The following is a 17,469-nucleotide window of genomic DNA, read 5'->3' as shown; positions in this document are numbered from 1 at the left end:
CTAATGAGCCTTGAAATTGTTGCTGAGTACCCACGTCCGCCAGCTCTTGTGGCCTGCTCAGACCACGTCATTGTGGAGGCCCTCGGTACGCGTATCTGCGAAACCCATCACTGCCTGCGTGTGCTGGAGACATTCCATCCACCCACCTACTATCTTCCTCCAAAGGCGATGCGGAAGGATCTACTGATACGCAGCCGTCGCAGCAGTTTCTGCGAATGGAAGGGAATCGCAAACTACTGGGATCTGGTGATTGCAGACAAACGTCTCGAGGGTGCAATCTGGTCATATCCAGATCCCACCCCAACATTTAGAGCCCTTACGGGCTGGTACGCGCTATACCCCGGACGCATGGATCATTGCAGCGTCAATGGAGAGACAGTGATACCCCAACCCGGACAATTCTATGGAGGATGGATCACATCCCAAGTGGTCGGTCCATTCAAAGGTGATCCTGCTCATCCGCAGTTAATTTGATCCATGAGAGCACCTCAAAAGAAATCGAGGCTGAGTGCAACCATGGTGACTCTGCATCAAAGTCAGCAGCGACTACTCCCTAGGCATTGATAGTGATCCACCATTGCAGTAGCGAGTCGCCCACAACTTCGAAACCAACTGTGGATCCGTTGGGAACGTTCTGCGGTCCCAACGAAAAGACTCCTGAAAACATCCGTTCCAGCGTGTTGCCTGCCTAGAGATTGGAACAAGAGACCAGGCAATAACGATCAAGCTAACAGTACATAAAGTAGCCAAAATCACATAAGAGTGAGATCCAAGCCCTTCAATCGGATTGAGGTTCTGGTCTTTACGGTCGGGGTCTTGCATCGATGCAGAGACGTTGTCTGAAAGAGGTTTTTGAACGGTCATCGGTGGATGCCAACTATCACTCATTGCTCCAATCAAGACATCAGACAAAGTTGTGTTCTTAAAATACGGCCTGACAACAGCCTAAAACCTGTAGGTTTCTATTAAATGATTGCTTTTCAATGAAACGTCTAGCATACAGTCTGATTCCTTGCCTTTTGATAACGCTCATCACCATTCACAGTGATCCCGCCATGGCATTCTCTGGGGAAGGAAGGTTATCCGAATGCGTAGTTGACACAAACTGTGTGCTAGTTGAATGGGAAGTCAGCGAAGTGAAGAAGTCCTATGAGGATCTCTTAGGCATTGCATCTCAACTACCAAGAACTAAGGTCCTCGAGCAAACCAACAATTATTGGCATGCTGTTGTTAGAAGCCTAGTTTTTCGATTCCCAGACGACCTGGAGATTCTTCAAATACCAAACGAAAAGGTTATCCAAGTTCGATCAGCTTCAAGAGTTGGTGTTTCAGATCTAGGCGTGAATAAGAAAAGAGTTGACAGTCTATTTTCTAGATTGACTAAGGATTAAAGCAGCTAGCAATCCCGCACGAATATTGAGAGGAATAGTCGAGACTTATTATCAATCAAAACAGGTCTAAATAAAAATCATTCATTAAACCTATCGACTCAATTCTCCACCCAATACAAGCGATAGAAACGGGCGGGACCTCGAAGAACTCACTATCAAGAATGAAGATCTTGATTAGCTCGTTGGCCGCTAATCATCACACTGATCTTTAGGAGTGCTGATGCGTCGTTGAATAATAAGGTCTCCTTTCTCAATTCGCTCCACGCACTCCAGACAACTCCCACTAGCGATCAGGGCCTCGAGCTCCCATTCGTATGACGACGACAAAGGAATTCCACAGTATCGGCATCTGATTATGCTAGTCATAGGCCTCGATGAATACACCTACCTTCTAGCCAGAGATCGCTGGTTCAACAGTTGATCCAAGCGAACAACTGGAGAAGCTTGCCTGTAAAGAGCATGCCCCCTCAAAATAGGTGCTGGACAGGTAGAAAGCCCTCAAAACCATCAACGCTGTTTCTCAAGCCTTGAGATGCAATCAGAACGAAGGCCTTTAAAAGAAAATAAGCAGAGACTCGTCAAAGCATTTGAGGAAAAGCAAGAGAGGCCATCCAACTAATCAGAGGAAGTGCTAGCAAAACACTATTCAAGGAGCTTTTGCTTTCAGTGCGTCTAGCAAGCGCCGGGGCAGATCGCTAGGGAAATCATCTGTTTAGCAAAATTCGGCCTAGGACGAACCAATGCATGGGAGGACATATGGTTAGCACTGGGTGCAACAAGAGGCGAGTCGAGCAGAGCCTATGGGCACCGCAACTCAAAACCACCAAAAGCTACGACGGTTAGAAACAGTTCAGACACAACCAAGAGTTTCCTGTCTAATTATGGGTATCGAACTCCCTCAGCCATGGCCTCACCAGTCGAACAGGCACTATCTCTCTTATCGATTATCAAGCATCCCGTGGAGGGGATGGCCTACCTCTTCTATTTGGCTCTAATCGTTCGCTGGAGGTGGCCAAAATCTTGGAATAAGTTCCTTGATCGATGCAAGGCGCGTGAAGAGATCAAATCCCTATAGATAGCAATGCCATCAATACTGCACTAATTTCTATCATCTGAAAACTCTCTAACAGCAACACCTATCACTAACTGGAAGACCAAAAAATGCCAGCTTATTGATATCTACGCATTTATCAGATCCAAATTTCTTGCGCCAAAAACAATAACTTCATGGAAAAATCTAAAGCAATTTGGCTTATCAATTAATCAGCAAGTCTAGCCAACAGAAAAACTAGACAATAAAAAATCCATAACTATTGACAAGACTCTTATGGTAAAGCATACGTAAGTCAGCACTATCAATGCTGGTGCAAAGTAGAATTGGTTGATAGCTATTAGGGTATTTCTCAGGCTAAGGTTTTTTCGGATAGAGACTAGCTATTTTTTTTGCTCTCATCTCATCCTGATAGGCTTTGCTATCTTTGTCTGGGTTAAAATCATCACTTTTAATCAAAAAGAAGGGAATACAAAAGGTAAAAACCACCCCAAAAGTTAAAAGTGCGATTCCCCAAGGAGAGAAGGGATCTAAGCCATTGGAAAGATCAGGCACAAGCAAGCTTAATTGAATCAGTCATTCATTCTAGCTATGTATCTGCCTGAACAACATCGCCGCGAATCGGCAACCAAGACCCATCAGGCATGGGTAAAAACCCCTATGTGCTATAAAGGCCTCCATCTCAAGACATAAAATGCAGTCAACAGGTTCACTGTCTCAAGCCTCTCTCAAGGAACGTATCACCGCTTTTGGCAATCAGAGATGGGAGCGCCTAACTGATCCTCAAAAGGCTTACGCCAAAAAGGCCTGGGGGATCCTGACCTTCAAATGGCGTTGGCAAATCGCGATGAACATTCCATACCTAGCAATTTTTATTCTGGATCGCACCATTCCAGCCGTCCACAAGTTCAATATGAATCTTCTTTCTTCACTCATGACTAAGCTGCCAATCCCGGAATTTTTATCTTCAATGATTGCGGCTGGCTAGAGGGTAATATTAAAGCCAACTAAAGCCACAACAATCGCAATCAAGTATCCACTTAAAAGTTTACCTCAACAAAATCATACTCTATGAGCTTCATGCAATAATGGATGAAGCTCATAGAGAGGCTGATCAAATAAAATCAAAACCACAACTGACTCATACATGTTTTTTGTTATGCTAAATACAGAGAAAATGATCTTAAGCCGATAACACAGACACTCAAAGTAACTCTTTGAATTTTTATCTAAGCAGAGGCCTAAAGGTTCTCTTCATGACTAATTTGTACTTGCTTATCAACAGAGAGCCTTTACTAACTTTAAAGGCTTTTCTGAATCTGTGAAAGAAGTTGTGCCTTGGATTAATTCAGTAGGCGTTCGCATCCTTTCTAAAGACTTAAAATCTGATATCTGTCAAGGCATCTGTTTTCTCTTGGAACTACTCATCGACTTTCCATCTAAATAGGATGCTCAAACGGCTTATCAGGCACAATCAATTCTTGCAACTTACGCAAAAACGGTGAGGCTTCGTTTACTTCTTTGGCATTGGTAGAGAGCCACCATTGCAGTAGCGAGTCGCCCACAACTTCGAAATCGTTTTGGACTCCTTTGGGAAGTCCCTACGTTGCCAGCGTAAGGATTCCTCAAAACATCCGTTCCAACGGGCTGCCTGTCTAGAAATTGGGATAAGCGACCAGGCGATCACGATGAGGCTGATAGTACTTAAAGCAGCCAAGACGGGAAAAGCATGGGATCTAACCATTTCGCATGGGCTCATTCTCCTGCCTTCCTGGTAAGCAGCGCTCATCGATGCAAGGGGAACATCAATAGCAGTATCAACCTTGAGCGGCAGTACCAATCAGGTCTCCTTGTCAACGACGTCGGCTCCTGAGCCAACGTCATCGCCAGAAGTGGCAGTGCCTGGTCGCCAACCACTGGACCAGATCGCTCTGGTCTTGGCATTAAGGGCTTCACGATCAAAACCCCAACTCTTAACCACCTTTGTCAGATCTTCCTGCAAGTCCATCGCACCTTGGAAGCCGTCGTAACGGTTGAGAAGCATCGCTGCCGTGGTGAGCTGGTCTTCGTTGGGATGCCCCTTATGCCCTAAGAGAGCATCAACTCGATCACGATCACTCGCATAGAGGGGGTGGTTTTGATCTGGAGGTGAAGTCTCCTCTTGTTTTTTCTTTTCCATAACAACAGGATATTTGAATGGGCCGATACAAAAGCCTGATTTGTATTGATCCATCTCTAGTTAGTAGGCCTTAAACAATGAGCGCCATAGCAATTGGGCTTACTTGAGGTTGAATCCAAGATGATCAGATCAAATCAACCTTGATGTGATCAAGAGTTTAATTAATCGTTGCAGGCTACTGGGGCCTTTGATTTTTTATTCGAGGAGGTTCTCAAAGACATCCAATCGCAGAATAATCAGTTCAGAGCTGAATGACGATGACCACAATCTCGTGTTGCTACAAGGGCAATCTGCGCTGTGAAGCCCTACATACCCCTTCTGGGGATCGTCTTAGCACCGATGCCCCCATCGATCACGAAGGCAAGGGCGAGGCCTTCTCACCTACAGACCTAGTTGCAACAGCTCTTGGCACCTGCGTGCTCACCGTGATGGGCATCACTGCCCGTCGCAAGGGCTGGAGAATCGAGGGTGCAGCAGTTGAGGTTGAGAAGATCATGACCAGTGAAGGCCAGCGCAGTATCAAAGCCCTGAAACTTCGAATTAGCATGCCGCCTGAACTGAGCGATGAACAGGTCAAGCTGCTTCAAAGGGTGGTTGATACCTGCCCAGTAAAACGTAGCCTCGAAGAAGGGATCGCTATGGAGTTCAGCTGGAGCTGATTGACTTCCCTCGTACGACAAGCCTGCCTAAAGCAGTTCTAAGCAGGGGTCCACTGATACGACTTCACTTCACTCCCATACCTATCTTCCGTGAAAGGCCCCAAGTGACCTTCTTCAACGCATACCTGCAGGCTTCAAACCTTACTGATGTTGTGAAGCCTCGAGTTGAGCCGCTTCACCTCCTGATGACCGTGAACTTGAGCAGGACTGCCTACATCACCAGCAAACAGATCACAACCTCGTCATAGGAGAGCGGCGCAAGCCCACTCTGCTCAACACCCTTGTGATCGCGAGAGCACCACAGGATGCATCATCAATGACGAGCAATGCCTGGCCTTTGATTAGCCATCTGCAACCATCAGCAAATGATCTTGCAGCATTCTTCACTGCACCAAGAAAACTGAATACAATCTGGGTTAGGAAGCGACTAGATCGATGAGCCGTCGCCGTCCAACAATTCTCGAACGATTCATGCATCAGTGGCGACGCGTTCGACGTCATGAGTTAACTCGTACCCTTCGTCACATGCATTACCAACAGAAGCGAGCTGCTTACGTAAGAACCTATGTTGAGAAATCATTGAGCTCAATTGATCGAGCAGAGGGCAAAATTCAAAACGATCAACAGAGCTCCCTAGCAGATCAGGACTACTTCGACGAATGGCCCTAACCCAGTTTTCAAAGGACAAATTTGGGAAAGAAGCTGTAGAGAAAACGACTTCAGCTATTTATCTAAAAAAATAATAAAAAGGAACAACTTACCCTTGGCATCATTGCATTAGCACAATAACAAGAGAATATTTCTTACAGAGTTGATCGCAAAGAAGTATATGAAAGCGCCTGAAGAAGGTCACCGATCAAATGAATGATAAATTCTAAAAGGTGTCGTCGTTAGGCATGCCCTCAAAAGCATGAACCTGTACAGGAAGGACGATGAGGAAAGGCTTATTTACTCAGCTCCGATCAGATTAACTCTTGCCATCTTGCGCAGAACCCTCCAAAGGAAAGCAGAAGAAATACGAATCACAGCTGAAAATTTCTAGAACGTCTTATGATATCTAAATTAATAATAACAACAAATCAATGGTAATTAAGGAGAGGATTTATGACAGATAGAGAGCTGCTCATAGACGACATTTCTCTGCATCTGAGCTTCCAATGTGCTCAAGGCTGCCTTAATTGCTTCTAATTCACGCTCCATACATTCACGTCAATAGAGCAATACCCCAAGCTTTGTTTCAAATCCAGGCGACGAATCTCACGGCAGTCAGCTCTAAGGGCATCGTTTGTTGAATAAGAAACTGATTGTCTGGATTTTTGTTTGCTATCTGAGCTTTGGCTTGCCATTGCTTGACTCCAACCGTTGTTAGCGGGGGCCCACAAAGTAGGCCCCTAAAGCCTTTTAGGACCGACCTCTCCATCCATCACCCTGTCCTTGGCTCTAATTCCGTTTTAGTCAACAGCAAAACGAACGTCATGAGTGGATGCGCTGGAGTGTTTACACTCCCCCAGGCACTACCAACGGTGTTTTAGCGCGGCTGGACGGATTCTAAAAAACCTGCGTTTCAAGCAGACTCAGGCAGACTCAACACATCCATGGCTAAAGCTCCCAACCAGTGGAGGCCCATAGAGGCCTAGCGATAGAGCGTGTTGACGAGCACACCCATAATGTAAGGGTCCGGAACCAACCATTTGCGCCTCATTCAAGGGATTTTTAGCAGACCCAACAAAGTCGTCGCCCTGCAAAGGATCGACCTCTCGCGCAATGCTGACCCTGTGCAGTCTTTGCAGGCTCGACTAGAGAGGCTCGATCGAGCAATCGGCGAAACCAGCCGTGCACTCATTCAAGCTCAAGCGGTTAGTGTGCGCTCAATGTTTTCTGGATCCTCAGATTTTTTGGGAGGTATACAGCAAAAGGTCGTAGAATCATCAGCTCGAAACTCAGTTTCCTGGCATCAGAGCCGTCTGCAGGAGATGACTCAAGAACGTAGGGAGCTACAGAATCAACTAGATCGACTCACCGGGCAAGTATGGCCGAAAAGACTGCGTCGCTGGTTACTTTGGGCTGGAATCGGAGCCGCCATAATTGTTGCCTCTACGATTTTCGTAATGGGGGTTTTTACCGCTATTTATCTATTACCAATCTGGGGAACACTGTTGTTGGTATTGTTCTTATTCCAAAGGAAGAGGTTATAAAGATGTAACGAATAAACAAACTTTATGCGGCAAGTGTCAAACATCAGATTTATCCTTTGATTTAAGAAGGTGCCGTTCATTGGATTAAAATCAAGAACTGACTTCATCTCAGCCAATATTCCATCATCTGTGCCAATATCATCCATGTACTCAAGACACAGATCAGAGCAAAAATGAAAGTCGGCTTCATTACCATTATTGTTCTCGCCGCTGGCGTGATGATTTTTTTATTTTTTACTAGTTACCGTTCAGCCTTTGAAGCAGACCAAGCCTGCCACTTCATAAAATGGGAATCCTATAAGGAAAGCCTTGAATTTGGCTGTGATCATGATCTAGAAACGAACCAATGGATCCTCTATCAAGAGGGTTCTAACCATGAGCCAGCAAAAGTAATTAAACGCTTCCGCTATTAACAAGAGCGTTGAGATTTGGAGTGTTCAGGTTTTACTAAAAGCTTAACATTATAGACTCTAGCTCATCAATGATCTTCAAAGGAACTCTAGACATGATGAGCTAGCACTTGATAGTTATTTACACAGATGTAAGAATGGATAAGGACTAATAGTGAAAGGCACTAACCTTTCTTAAGAGCTAACTATTGAAATTTAATTTTTAGAGCTCCATCAAACAACTCAACAGTTCCTCTGGGTTCAGGGCGGTATTCCAAACCACGCTCATGGCGTCTTCCCTGATACCAAAGCCCGTTGCGCCGACAAACACCATCGCCAACATAGTGGTAACCGATAGCACATACATAATGGTCATGGTGATGATATTTTCCGACTGCGGACATCGGCAATCCAATGAAAACAAATGTTGTTGCAAAGGCAGATGTCATGAGTTTGACGATTTTCAGTCGTTTATCCAAAAGGTTGCCATCATATAAATTAGGCCCTAACGGCTTAAAGATTAGACAGTTGTTAGCACATCAGATACAAGACAATTATGAGGTTGTCAAATCATTGGCAATGATCTAAACGAAGTAGGAATTGCTACTATCATGAGCATATAAGTCTTCATTGAGAGAGTCAGATTAGCGACGGTCCTGCAGATCAACCATCTCAACCTGACTAGACCTGCACCAATTAAACAGACTAGAATAAACGTCAATAAGCAATGTGCCTCGGTGAAGCAAGATCAAAAGGGTTTTCTATCTTGACAAAAAAGCTGAGTGGCAATGAACTGACTTCGCTAGTGATGTCTTACAATTGAAGAAATACAGGCTTTTCTCCTGAAGAGACAAATCGACGTTCAAAGCGACTTCTCACAAAGGATGAAATAAGCTAAAAGGAGGCATGACCAAAGAAACAACCCCGGACTTTTTTGAAGACAGAGGACGCCTGTCGATGGAGCTCCGTGATGCTTTGAAAAGCCTGCGCTCGTTATTTGTAGCGGCTGTCTCGCTTTTGATCACCATTGCAGGATGGAGGCCACGATCAAAAGCTTCTAAATCAACGACTAGCAACAATGATCAGATCCCTCAAATGCAAGCAATTCCTGCTTCTTCATATCCAACCCTTACCTCTCGATCGACTCATGACACAAAGCCAAGAGCTAACTCGCAAACAAAACTCAACTCAGATCTAATCACTACCTCGCAAACGCGTTTTAATTGGAAGGCAATTGAGGCCTCCCCAAAAATCACACAGCCAGAACGTCGTAAAGTTAACAAACTAGAAATTGCCAAAGATCTCGCCTACACATTGATGGCAGCAATCAGCACGATCGCCCTAGTCGTTGGTGTCTCTAGGCTTGAGCCGATTGCTGAAGGGCTTGAGCCGATTGCACGTTGGGCTAAGTCACAGAATGAATGTATTGAATCGACTTCAAATAATGATGGAATGAATAAAGCTGATCTTCCGATAAAAGTGATGAGTTGTAATGGTGGCCACGAATAAATGTGAAATCAACTAACCCTACAAAAATAAGCATTCCTGAATAGAACAGCTAAAGCTACAATAAACTATTTACAGACTGATTAAGAAAAGTAATACGCTGAACCCAAATCAAGACTCATGACAAAGAAAGTCTAGTCCAGCAATAGTTTATAAAAAATCATAAATCCAAGTTCTCGTCTTGAATCAATTTCGCTAAAAAGCTTAATTATCATATCTACATTAGAAGTACAGCCGATGTGTATATAAAGAGGGAAACTATAATTTAATTGATTTGAATCTCAGTATTTATTTCTACAATTCAAAAATTTCTATGAATTAGACACAAGTCAAACGAGGAAGAGTCAGAGCATCTCAATATTAATAAAAGCTAGCAATGAAAAGAGTATCATCTCTGCACGTCATGTGCGCATCCATCTCCCTCATACAAATCACTGTCGTAATATCCATTTCTAGTTCCAAAATAAAGCGTTATCAGTGCAAATGGTAAAGAAGCCCATAGAAGTACTGTTGACAAATCCATGGCGCAAACGAATGGCTGGTTCCTTACCTCAGAGGATATTAAACGAATCCTGCCTGTGTGGTCTAATACTTATAATGCAACAAATTGCGCTTGAGGCCAGCCCTCCCTCCGCTTATTCTGTCAGCAATAGAACACAAACCAAACAATTTGAGGGTATCTCCCCAGGTTAATGATGGGCGAGTAAATAACCTTGATTGGGGAATAGCGGTGCTTGATTTGTTTTTTCTATTTTCAAGACAGGCATGAAAGTCTCGTCTCTCTAACCCAAAAGATACTTGTTAATAAAGTGATCGAAGCACTGCCCGCTACCCAGTAAGCAGGGCTAATTGGATTTCCACTTCCCTGAATTAACCAGGTCGCTATTAATGGTGTTGTACCACCAAAAATTCCCATAGAAGTGTTGTAGGCAAAGGCCAGGCCGGTACAGCGAACCACCTTAGGCATTAGCTCCACATTCGCGACATTTAATCCTCCCGAAAGAGTTGCGAGTGCAATCACAAATCCAAGCTGCCCTGCGAAAATTAGAGAAGGATCAGTGGTGTGAATCAATTCAAACAGTGGAATCGAGCCAAACATCAACATGCCACCCCCAGCGAGCAACAAGGGCTTGCGTCCAATACGGTCTGAAAGCCAAGCTGTTAATGGATAAAGTAGTAAAAGTATTGCCATAGAAACTGTATTTATATTCAAAGCTATGCGTTCAGACACCATATCTATTTCTTTTATATAACTCACAACATACACAAAAGCTGCATAGAAGCCAACACCACCACCAATATTAAGCAAGAACAAGCGTAATACCTGCATACGGTATTTTCCAAAAACCTGTTGTACTGGGTCTCTGGATACTTCAGTAGATACATCGCTAACAAGGCCACGACGAATTAAAAGTCCTATTAATGCGACAAGAGAACCAAGAGCAAAAGGCACTCTCCAGCCCCAGATATCTAGCTGTTGATGATCAAGAATATTCGCAAGAAAACTGGCGACTGCTGAAGCCAACAGAATTCCCAATACTGCACCCCATAGCCCCCAAATAGCAAAGAAGCCTCGTCGTTGATGAGGGGCATTCTCAACGAGATAGACAATCGATGTTGTGTACTCGCCGCCGACTGATAATCCTTGGATGATACGCAACAAAACAACTATGATCGGGGCAGCTATGCCAATCCTGCTGTAGTTGGGCATACAGGCCATTAGCACTGTTGGAATAGCCATAGCCATCAAGGTAAGGATAAGAGCCTGTTTTCGTCCCAGCAAATCAGCGATACGTCCGAACAAAAGTCCTCCAAAGGGCCGAACTAGAAAGCCGACGGCAAACGCTCCGAAAGCAGCAATTAGAGAAACAGAAGGATTACTTGAGGGAAAGAACTGTTGTCCAATAACGTTGGCAAAGTATCCATACAAAGCAAAGTCATACCACTCGATCACGTTACCAACGAGGCCCGCTAGTATCACACGCATGTTAGATGTTTCTTGGGCTTTTACGATCATGCCAAATAACTAAAAGAATGGTCTTTTCAGGTGAGTCTCCTCTCATGATTAAGCAAGAAATTCTGATCTAAGGCTCAAACATAAATGGTGTGATTAAGACTTAAGAAAAGGCAAAAGCGTTTCTTGTATGTCGACAAAAAAGAGAATTCATTGATGTACTCTTCATATCTTACTTAAACACATCCGCAAATGCTATCTGATCTGAATTCTGTGTTCAAATCACAATTCATTCATGAATGAAAGGCAAAGTTCTTTATAGGCAAAGGTCTAAGATTGATCAAAAAAGTTGCCAAACCGGTATCATTTCCGGTTATACAAACAAGGAAATAGAGTGATTTGCACACACTAAGCTATTAAAGGTGTGCCTTGCTATATTGAGATAATTTTGATTCGTGTAACTGCGTGAGATTCTAGTATCTCTAGCTTTCATAGCAGTTCTGTTTTCTCAAGATGAAGTCAAGCCAAGAGCTTTTTACACATCAGGAGAGAATCAAATTTTACCAGCTTTTGAAAATGAATTTGGCAATGGTTTTCTATGCATGAGTTCCAAGAAACCATACAAGAATCAAAAAGAAATTGGGCAGAGAAAGACTCTGCCCAATTAAGTAATTTATTTTCAGGCGTCTGCTGGATCGTTAACGGCCAGCCAGAAGAAGAAAGCAAAACCAAGAATGCCAAGGACTCCAAGGATTGCAGCTGAAGGAATCATTTGAATTAGAATGCAAAGCCGGTTAATTATACACTATAAAGCCCAGCCTTAAGCACCATTTCTACCATGTTTTCAAATCTGCTTGGTTTAATAAGCCTTATACGATCGTTATCGCTTAGGGCATTAGGCGAGCTGCACATAATGGATTCGTTGTAAGTCGCAAGGCAAGAAGCCTTATGGGTGCGCCAAAAAACTCAAGGTCAAGGCCAGCCCGAAAAGCCAATTCGTGCTGCAAGGACCCTTCGATAAAAAATCACCAAACAGTGCTGCGATGAAAAAACAATCCAGATCATTTAAACAGCGCATACAAAGGCATTGCTTGTAAACAGCCCATCACCAATCTGGTATCAAGATATTCTGATAAATTTAGACCTACAGATGGGGCATCACAAGCAATGAAGAGTAACTTCAACTTTGCAATCAGATAATTCTAATTCGCCCAAGAAATGCTAGAACTATGAGGTCTTCGCTCACCCCTGGAATTATGGGACGAAATGTAGGTGATCCAATTGACCCACTCGACGGTGCTCCTAAGTGGATGCAGCGGTGGCTGGCTCCACCTATTATTTGGTGGCGTGGTGTAGAGGATCAACAAGTTAGTGCCATTCATGCACTTTTACTTGGTGGGCCTGCTTTATTTGTAATGGTCCTTTGGTTCTTTGGCGTAAATGCTGATCCCAATGGCATTGGATCCGTTGCAAGTTGCCCGGCAGAATGGAAATGCCTAGGGCTAGGCTGGCTGTTAAATTTCAGTGGTGCCTGATAACAAGAGAATCCACGATAAGTCCTAATGAATTTAAAATTCAAATAGGTTCAATTAAACCCTGCACTTATGTGCAGGGTTTTTCTTTTGCAAAAAAAATCAATCTATCTATCCACAAAAGCTACGCCCCCACCAAGAAGAAGGAGTCAGATGGGTTAGTGGGTTTAAGCCATAACCAAAAATGGCATAATCTACAAAACCAAAATAGTCCAACCCTATTCGTGAGAAATAAGACTGGAGGCTTTTTAAAATGATGAGATTTTTAGATGTGTTCTGTTTAGCTTGAGAGTTATACATTCATAAAATCAGGACCAGCAAAACCATCCCAAGTATTTGTTTGAGTCCCGTTTAGCCCTGAACTTCATAGATAGCAGGATTCAGCTTAGAAAAATCTGTAAAAACGTAAAAGGGAATATTCAATTAATGGACAAATCAGACTATTCCTAAGCAAAAAAAAAGCCCTGCACGTGAGTGCAGGGCTTAATTGAATTACTGGAGAACTATCAGTTCAGAGTAATTGTTGCGCTGTCGGCATTGCCGATAGCATTGGAAACTCTCTTGAAATCAAATCCGAGAGCTCTGAGGGCATGCCACAGATGACCTTGGATATAGAAGAATCCCAAGTAGTAGTGAATGTTGGTCAACCAAGCACGTGATGTGTAGGTTCCTTCAGGAAGATTTGCAGTGTCAACCCAATAAGGGGAGATACTGAATTTGAGATCTAGAACTTCACCGAAGAATGTATCTGGATAAATGGTTGTGTTAGAAGCACACCAGAAGGCAGCAACTAAAGCCATCCAACCTACACCTGCAAGGGCCCATGAGAGCTGAGCTTCAGCACTAAGGATTCCTTTGCCTTTAAATGTGGTGTACTCACCAGCTTGCTTGGTAACAATGTGCCAAAGGCCACCAGACATCATGAACAATGCGAGGAAGGCATGGCCGCCCATTACATCTTCAAGGCTATTAATAGCTAGGAAATTAAACTGAGCATTCCATACCATGCCAATGTTCAGGTTTGGTACTACAGTTCGTACTACCCCTTCTGCATTGTCATACAGGCCGTAATACTTAGCCCATTCAACAAATTGAACGTTGCCAAGGCCTAATAGGAATAGGTGATGACCAAGAATAAAGGTCAACTTGTCTGGATCATCCCACTTAAAGTCAAACTTTCTAGCCCACTTAACTCCCATTTCGCCAATGTCTCCATTGAATAGGAGGGAGTGCATAAGTCCGCCAGCTGCATAAACCATGGATAGAACCAGGTGCAGGACTGCCGTCACAACAATTGGGTAAGTATCAGTTATGACACCACCATCACCGACGCCTATTCCAAGAGTTGCCAGATGAGGGAGGGCAACCAGAGGCTGATGCCCCATGGGTACTGAGGGGTCATAACGGGAAAGTTCAAATAAGGTGAACGATCCTGCCCAGAAGGCCATCAAACCTGTGTGGGCAATATGCGCTGCCAGGAATTTTCCTGATCGATTTGTAGTTCCTGCATTTCCTGCCCACCACCCATAGGTGGGGTTAGGATTTCCATAAGTTTGCACGAGAACGGAGCAAGAGAAACGCCAGCAGCATTATGAACCTTTACTAAGGGATTCACCTAGAACCTGTAACAAGACTCCACTTGAGCGGCAAATTAGTGCTAATTACCTAGGCATTTATGCTAAAAAAATCGATTTTTTAGGTATAATTGCTCACTGTCGGTCAGCTTACTGGCACACTCTGCTGACTTTTAGAGGTGATTCTTGCTAAAGGGCGGATCCCTCGCAATCCACTCATAAGGCCTGCCATGGTTCAGGCAAGATCAAGTCTTGAAGACATAGGCCTTCCAGGTCCAGAAAATAAGGTGCGTTTTTTGCTAGAGATTTCAGTTCAACCGTTTCCAGAGGAGAGGTACCAAACCCTCGCTGGAAATCGATTCCCCAATCTCTTGAGAATCAGCTTTTGTCATCGTTCAGTTTCTATGCGTGTCTTAACAACGCTATAAAGAAGCATCTGATCTGATTCCGAGAAAATCCACTAGTGGCACTTCAATAATCTGTTGAAAACAGCCAAGCTAATGAGCCTCACATAGCTGAAGGTGGATCTTTGGCTAAATCAATGTAAAAACAATTTATCAACTCATCAGCTTAGATCAAGCTAATATTAGCCCTGTCATAATGACTTATCTAGTAAAAATACTCAAGTTACGAGGTTTTCTGCATACTTGTGAAGGGGTAAATCTCTTGGATCGCCAAAGGGATCCATTCAGTTCCTTTGCTTGGATGTTTCTTATAAAAAGAATCAAGTCAATAAACATGATTAGAAAACTAATATTAGTTCCTAGTCCAATCATGGGCTTTCACTAGGCAATGAAATGAAAAAGTGTATGGCTCATTGATTCTCAACACTCAATTTTTTTTGCCAAGTAAGGTTATTTTTTACTTTTAATGAGGAGGGTTATCAATGCGCCAAACAACCAACTTGAAGTAAGCATAGCAAGCACCACTGCGGCAATAGTAAGAGTGCTTGGACCACCCGCTTCGTTCAATAAGTGCATTTCATTTCAGCTCCGATCGATTTCGAATGGCTTTGCTCAACATGACAGCAATAAACGAAATGTGAATTGCATACTTCTGCAATTTAATCCTCTACTCCAGGCGTACTACTTCCCCAGTGGTTAGCGATCAATGGTTTCCTTAACTCGATTAAGGGTAACTGTAATAAGCGAGCGAATAGCCATTGCTTTAATGAGGTGTGCACCACTACACAAATCTCGCCACAAATGCACTAAGTCGCAACCAAGTCTCAACAAAAAGATGGGCTCGGAAGCACCAAGACTCCCTTACGGTCTAGCAATGAATCACGGAACTAGATCCGCATCATCTTGAAACTACCCAAACACGATGCTGATGAGATCAATCTGAGCGGACTCCTCAGAGATCCGTCAACGTAGGCGAAGCCTCCTCAACAGGTCAAACCGCAATTAGGCCAAGGATCATCCCTACTCCTTTGCGGTACAAGAGCGGAGTTCAAACAACTCTCAGGAAAAAGATTCACGAATGCATTGCCCGAATTTCTGCCACTGAAGGTCGGTCATATTGTCGGTGCCAAATGGGATGCCAATTTGCTTTGAACAAAGAACTCTGCGCGACTCTGCTTTAGCGTTCATCTGTTGGGGATATTGGTCCTGAATACATATTCCCATGGCAATTAAAAGACATGTGACGGCGAGCTGTGATTTCATCTTTTGGATAGAGTGAGGGCTCTATGCCCGTTGTCTACCAGCCTGATTTCATGAAGCAGAAGAAACCTTGTTGCCTCTCACTCATCTTCGTGATCTTGATCACATGATGGGTGGAAGAAGAGGAATGCAAGGTCTCCCCTTTGCAAGATCTTTTGAAAACCCCTTCTCAAGGCAAATTATTACCTGCAAAAGCTTTGCTGTTTGCGCATGATTAGAACATCAAAAACTCCTCAGAAAAGTCATTTACTGTTAGGGGAATTCGTAAGGCTTTGAGGTATTACTACGCAGACTTCAGATCTCCAGCAATCAAGCGCATCATTCTTCTACATCTCCTCCTTAAAATTATTTTCTCCTATACGCTGCAATTGATCTTGCATGGATTGGCAAAATCAGCAGAGAAACTACTCGCGGAGCAAACGGTTTGAGTATCTATCTCGAAATTATTTTCAGGGAGTTCCATTGCTCCAATCAGTCTCAATGATCAATTAAACAACACACCGGGAGCATGTATTGCCAAGATCCTTTTAGACTAAAGAACCAAAGCTATCGGCAGCGAAGGATCAACACAGGGTTTGATCGGTGTGTCTTCAAAATAGAGATGGATACACCAAAGGTCATCAGCGTGGATCCATCAACAGTCCAGGGGACGTAGTGGTTCTGCAATCCGCAGCAATGGGCCCTGGAAAGCAGACTCTGTCTGTCAGTTATTAGGGTGTTTTAGATAGCACTGCAAGCAAGTTCAGAGTTTATCTTGAGCCTGCTTATAATCTTTCATGTCATTAAAGAGAAGCTTTCCAAGGTTGGCTCTCCTCATCACCCGCCAACCAGCCAGGTTCTCTTTATTGCCTCTCAAGCAGCCTGGAAGTCTGCCAATTGTTGATTTTCAACATGCTATTTAGCACTTTAGCAAGACAACAAGATCAACTGCCAACAACCTCACTGCCAAAGTCAATAAGTAGCAGGCGTTTAAATCTTTAATCATTAATTCTTATAGTTTTGTTCCACTGCTTAAATCATTGCGTTGGTCAACGTAAAAAATGTTTGTTCAAGGGAAGTAATGATGATCAATCTAAAGATAAAAAACTTACATAGAGACCGCCTATAAGAGCTTGATAACTTTTGAAATTTCAGGCTATTCCAGTTGCAAGTATCCTCTCAGTACCCCCCTAAACGGTTATTTTTAATGCATGCATCACTCCTCATGCAGGACATAAATCTGGTTTCCACCCCCTATCGAAGTGTATCCAGGCTCACAGCTGAGCACAGTTCCGAATAGATCATGCATACAACAGTGAGGATTGACAAAAAACAGCTCTAAATGATTTGGCTGACTCTTTCGACCTCGATTTTCTAGCTGATTTGCTTTCTAACA

At 43.6% G+C, this 17,469-nt stretch carries 16 protein-coding genes; 9 read left to right on the top strand and 7 right to left on the bottom strand.

Features of this window, described 5'->3' with window-relative positions:
- Nucleotides 1-3 precede the first annotated feature (3 nt).
- A complete protein-coding gene (locus SIB41_RS03470) occupies nt 4-474 on the top strand; it encodes a DUF427 domain-containing protein (RefSeq protein WP_413361361.1) in 471 nt (156 codons plus the stop codon).
- A 72-nt stretch (nt 475-546) separates the two neighbouring features.
- Here the strand turns inward: SIB41_RS03470 and SIB41_RS03465 are convergent, their stop codons facing one another.
- Nucleotides 547-864 carry an Ets-domain-containing protein gene (locus tag SIB41_RS03465; protein ID WP_413360472.1) on the bottom strand — a complete coding sequence of 106 codons (318 nt, stop codon included), beginning with the start codon at nt 862-864 and terminating at the stop codon, nt 547-549.
- A gap of 119 nt (nt 865-983) precedes the next feature.
- Here SIB41_RS03465 and SIB41_RS03460 point away from each other — a divergent pair, with 119 nt between their 5' ends.
- A complete protein-coding gene (locus SIB41_RS03460) occupies nt 984-1,391 on the top strand; it encodes a DUF1499 domain-containing protein (RefSeq protein WP_413360470.1) in 408 nt (135 codons plus the stop codon).
- 1,408 nt (nt 1,392-2,799) lie between these two features.
- Here SIB41_RS03460 and SIB41_RS03455 read toward each other — a convergent pair.
- Nucleotides 2,800-2,997 (bottom strand): hypothetical protein, encoded by a 198-nt coding sequence (locus SIB41_RS03455; RefSeq protein ID WP_413360467.1) that lies wholly within the window; start codon nt 2,995-2,997, stop codon nt 2,800-2,802.
- Between the two features lie 139 nt (nt 2,998-3,136).
- Here SIB41_RS03455 and SIB41_RS03450 point away from each other — a divergent pair, with 139 nt between their 5' ends.
- A complete protein-coding gene (locus SIB41_RS03450) occupies nt 3,137-3,430 on the top strand; it encodes a hypothetical protein (protein WP_413360465.1) in 294 nt (97 codons plus the stop codon).
- A gap of 525 nt (nt 3,431-3,955) precedes the next feature.
- On the opposite strand, the gene SIB41_RS03445 is transcribed toward SIB41_RS03450, so the two are convergent.
- Both SIB41_RS03445 and SIB41_RS03440 read right to left on the bottom strand, forming a co-directional pair.
- Nucleotides 3,956-4,231, bottom strand: coding sequence for an Ets-domain-containing protein (locus tag SIB41_RS03445; RefSeq protein WP_413360463.1), 276 nt, complete (start codon nt 4,229-4,231; stop codon nt 3,956-3,958).
- A 51-nt stretch (nt 4,232-4,282) separates the two neighbouring features.
- Nucleotides 4,283-4,621, bottom strand: coding sequence for a DUF3288 family protein (locus tag SIB41_RS03440; RefSeq protein ID WP_041384454.1), 339 nt, complete (start codon nt 4,619-4,621; stop codon nt 4,283-4,285).
- A 251-nt stretch (nt 4,622-4,872) separates the two neighbouring features.
- Between SIB41_RS03440 and SIB41_RS03435 the strand changes: the two genes are divergently transcribed.
- The 4 genes from SIB41_RS03435 to SIB41_RS03420 all read left to right on the top strand — a co-directional run bounded on the left by SIB41_RS03435 (nt 4,873) and on the right by SIB41_RS03420 (nt 7,888).
- Nucleotides 4,873-5,280, top strand: a complete 408-nt coding sequence (locus SIB41_RS03435; RefSeq protein WP_413360461.1) for an OsmC family protein — start codon at nt 4,873-4,875, stop codon at nt 5,278-5,280.
- A gap of 435 nt (nt 5,281-5,715) precedes the next feature.
- A complete protein-coding gene (locus tag SIB41_RS03430) occupies nt 5,716-5,949 on the top strand; it encodes a hypothetical protein (RefSeq protein ID WP_063403176.1) in 234 nt (77 codons plus the stop codon).
- 1,022 nt (nt 5,950-6,971) lie between these two features.
- Nucleotides 6,972-7,475, top strand: coding sequence for a Sema domain-containing protein (locus SIB41_RS03425; protein WP_413360459.1), 504 nt, complete (start codon nt 6,972-6,974; stop codon nt 7,473-7,475).
- 173 nt (nt 7,476-7,648) lie between these two features.
- Entirely contained in the window at nt 7,649-7,888 is a 240-nt protein-coding gene (locus tag SIB41_RS03420) for a hypothetical protein (protein ID WP_413360456.1), read from the top strand.
- A 182-nt stretch (nt 7,889-8,070) separates the two neighbouring features.
- Here SIB41_RS03420 and SIB41_RS03415 read toward each other — a convergent pair whose 3' ends face one another.
- The gene (locus SIB41_RS03415; protein ID WP_413360454.1) at nt 8,071-8,313 is read right to left on the bottom strand and encodes a hypothetical protein; all 243 of its coding nucleotides are present in this window, start codon (nt 8,311-8,313) and stop codon (nt 8,071-8,073) included.
- Between the two features lie 457 nt (nt 8,314-8,770).
- Here SIB41_RS03415 and SIB41_RS03410 point away from each other — a divergent pair, with 457 nt between their 5' ends.
- Nucleotides 8,771-9,373, top strand: coding sequence for a hypothetical protein (locus tag SIB41_RS03410; protein ID WP_413360452.1), 603 nt, complete (start codon nt 8,771-8,773; stop codon nt 9,371-9,373).
- 751 nt (nt 9,374-10,124) lie between these two features.
- On the opposite strand, the gene SIB41_RS03405 is transcribed toward SIB41_RS03410, so the two are convergent.
- Entirely contained in the window at nt 10,125-11,387 is a 1,263-nt protein-coding gene (locus SIB41_RS03405; protein ID WP_413360450.1) for an MFS transporter, read from the bottom strand.
- Nucleotides 11,388-12,580: 1,193 nt separating this feature from the next.
- Between SIB41_RS03405 and SIB41_RS03400 the strand changes: the two genes are divergently transcribed.
- On the top strand, nt 12,581-12,859 hold the full coding sequence (locus SIB41_RS03400) for a glyceraldehyde-3-phosphate dehydrogenase (protein WP_413360448.1): 279 nt from the start codon (nt 12,581-12,583) through the stop codon (nt 12,857-12,859).
- Between the two features lie 503 nt (nt 12,860-13,362).
- Here the strand turns inward: SIB41_RS03400 and SIB41_RS03395 are convergent.
- A complete protein-coding gene (locus SIB41_RS03395; RefSeq protein WP_011130418.1) occupies nt 13,363-14,415 on the bottom strand; it encodes a chlorophyll a/b binding light-harvesting protein in 1,053 nt (350 codons plus the stop codon).
- Nucleotides 14,416-17,469: the final 3,054 nt, after the last annotated feature.

This window comes from Prochlorococcus sp. MIT 1201 (assembly GCF_047303415.1).
Taxonomy (GTDB): Bacteria; Cyanobacteriota; Cyanobacteriia; order PCC-6307; family Cyanobiaceae; genus Prochlorococcus; species Prochlorococcus marinus_D.
The sequence above is the reverse complement of the archived record's forward strand: the minus strand, read 5'-3'. Positions and strand labels throughout refer to the sequence as shown.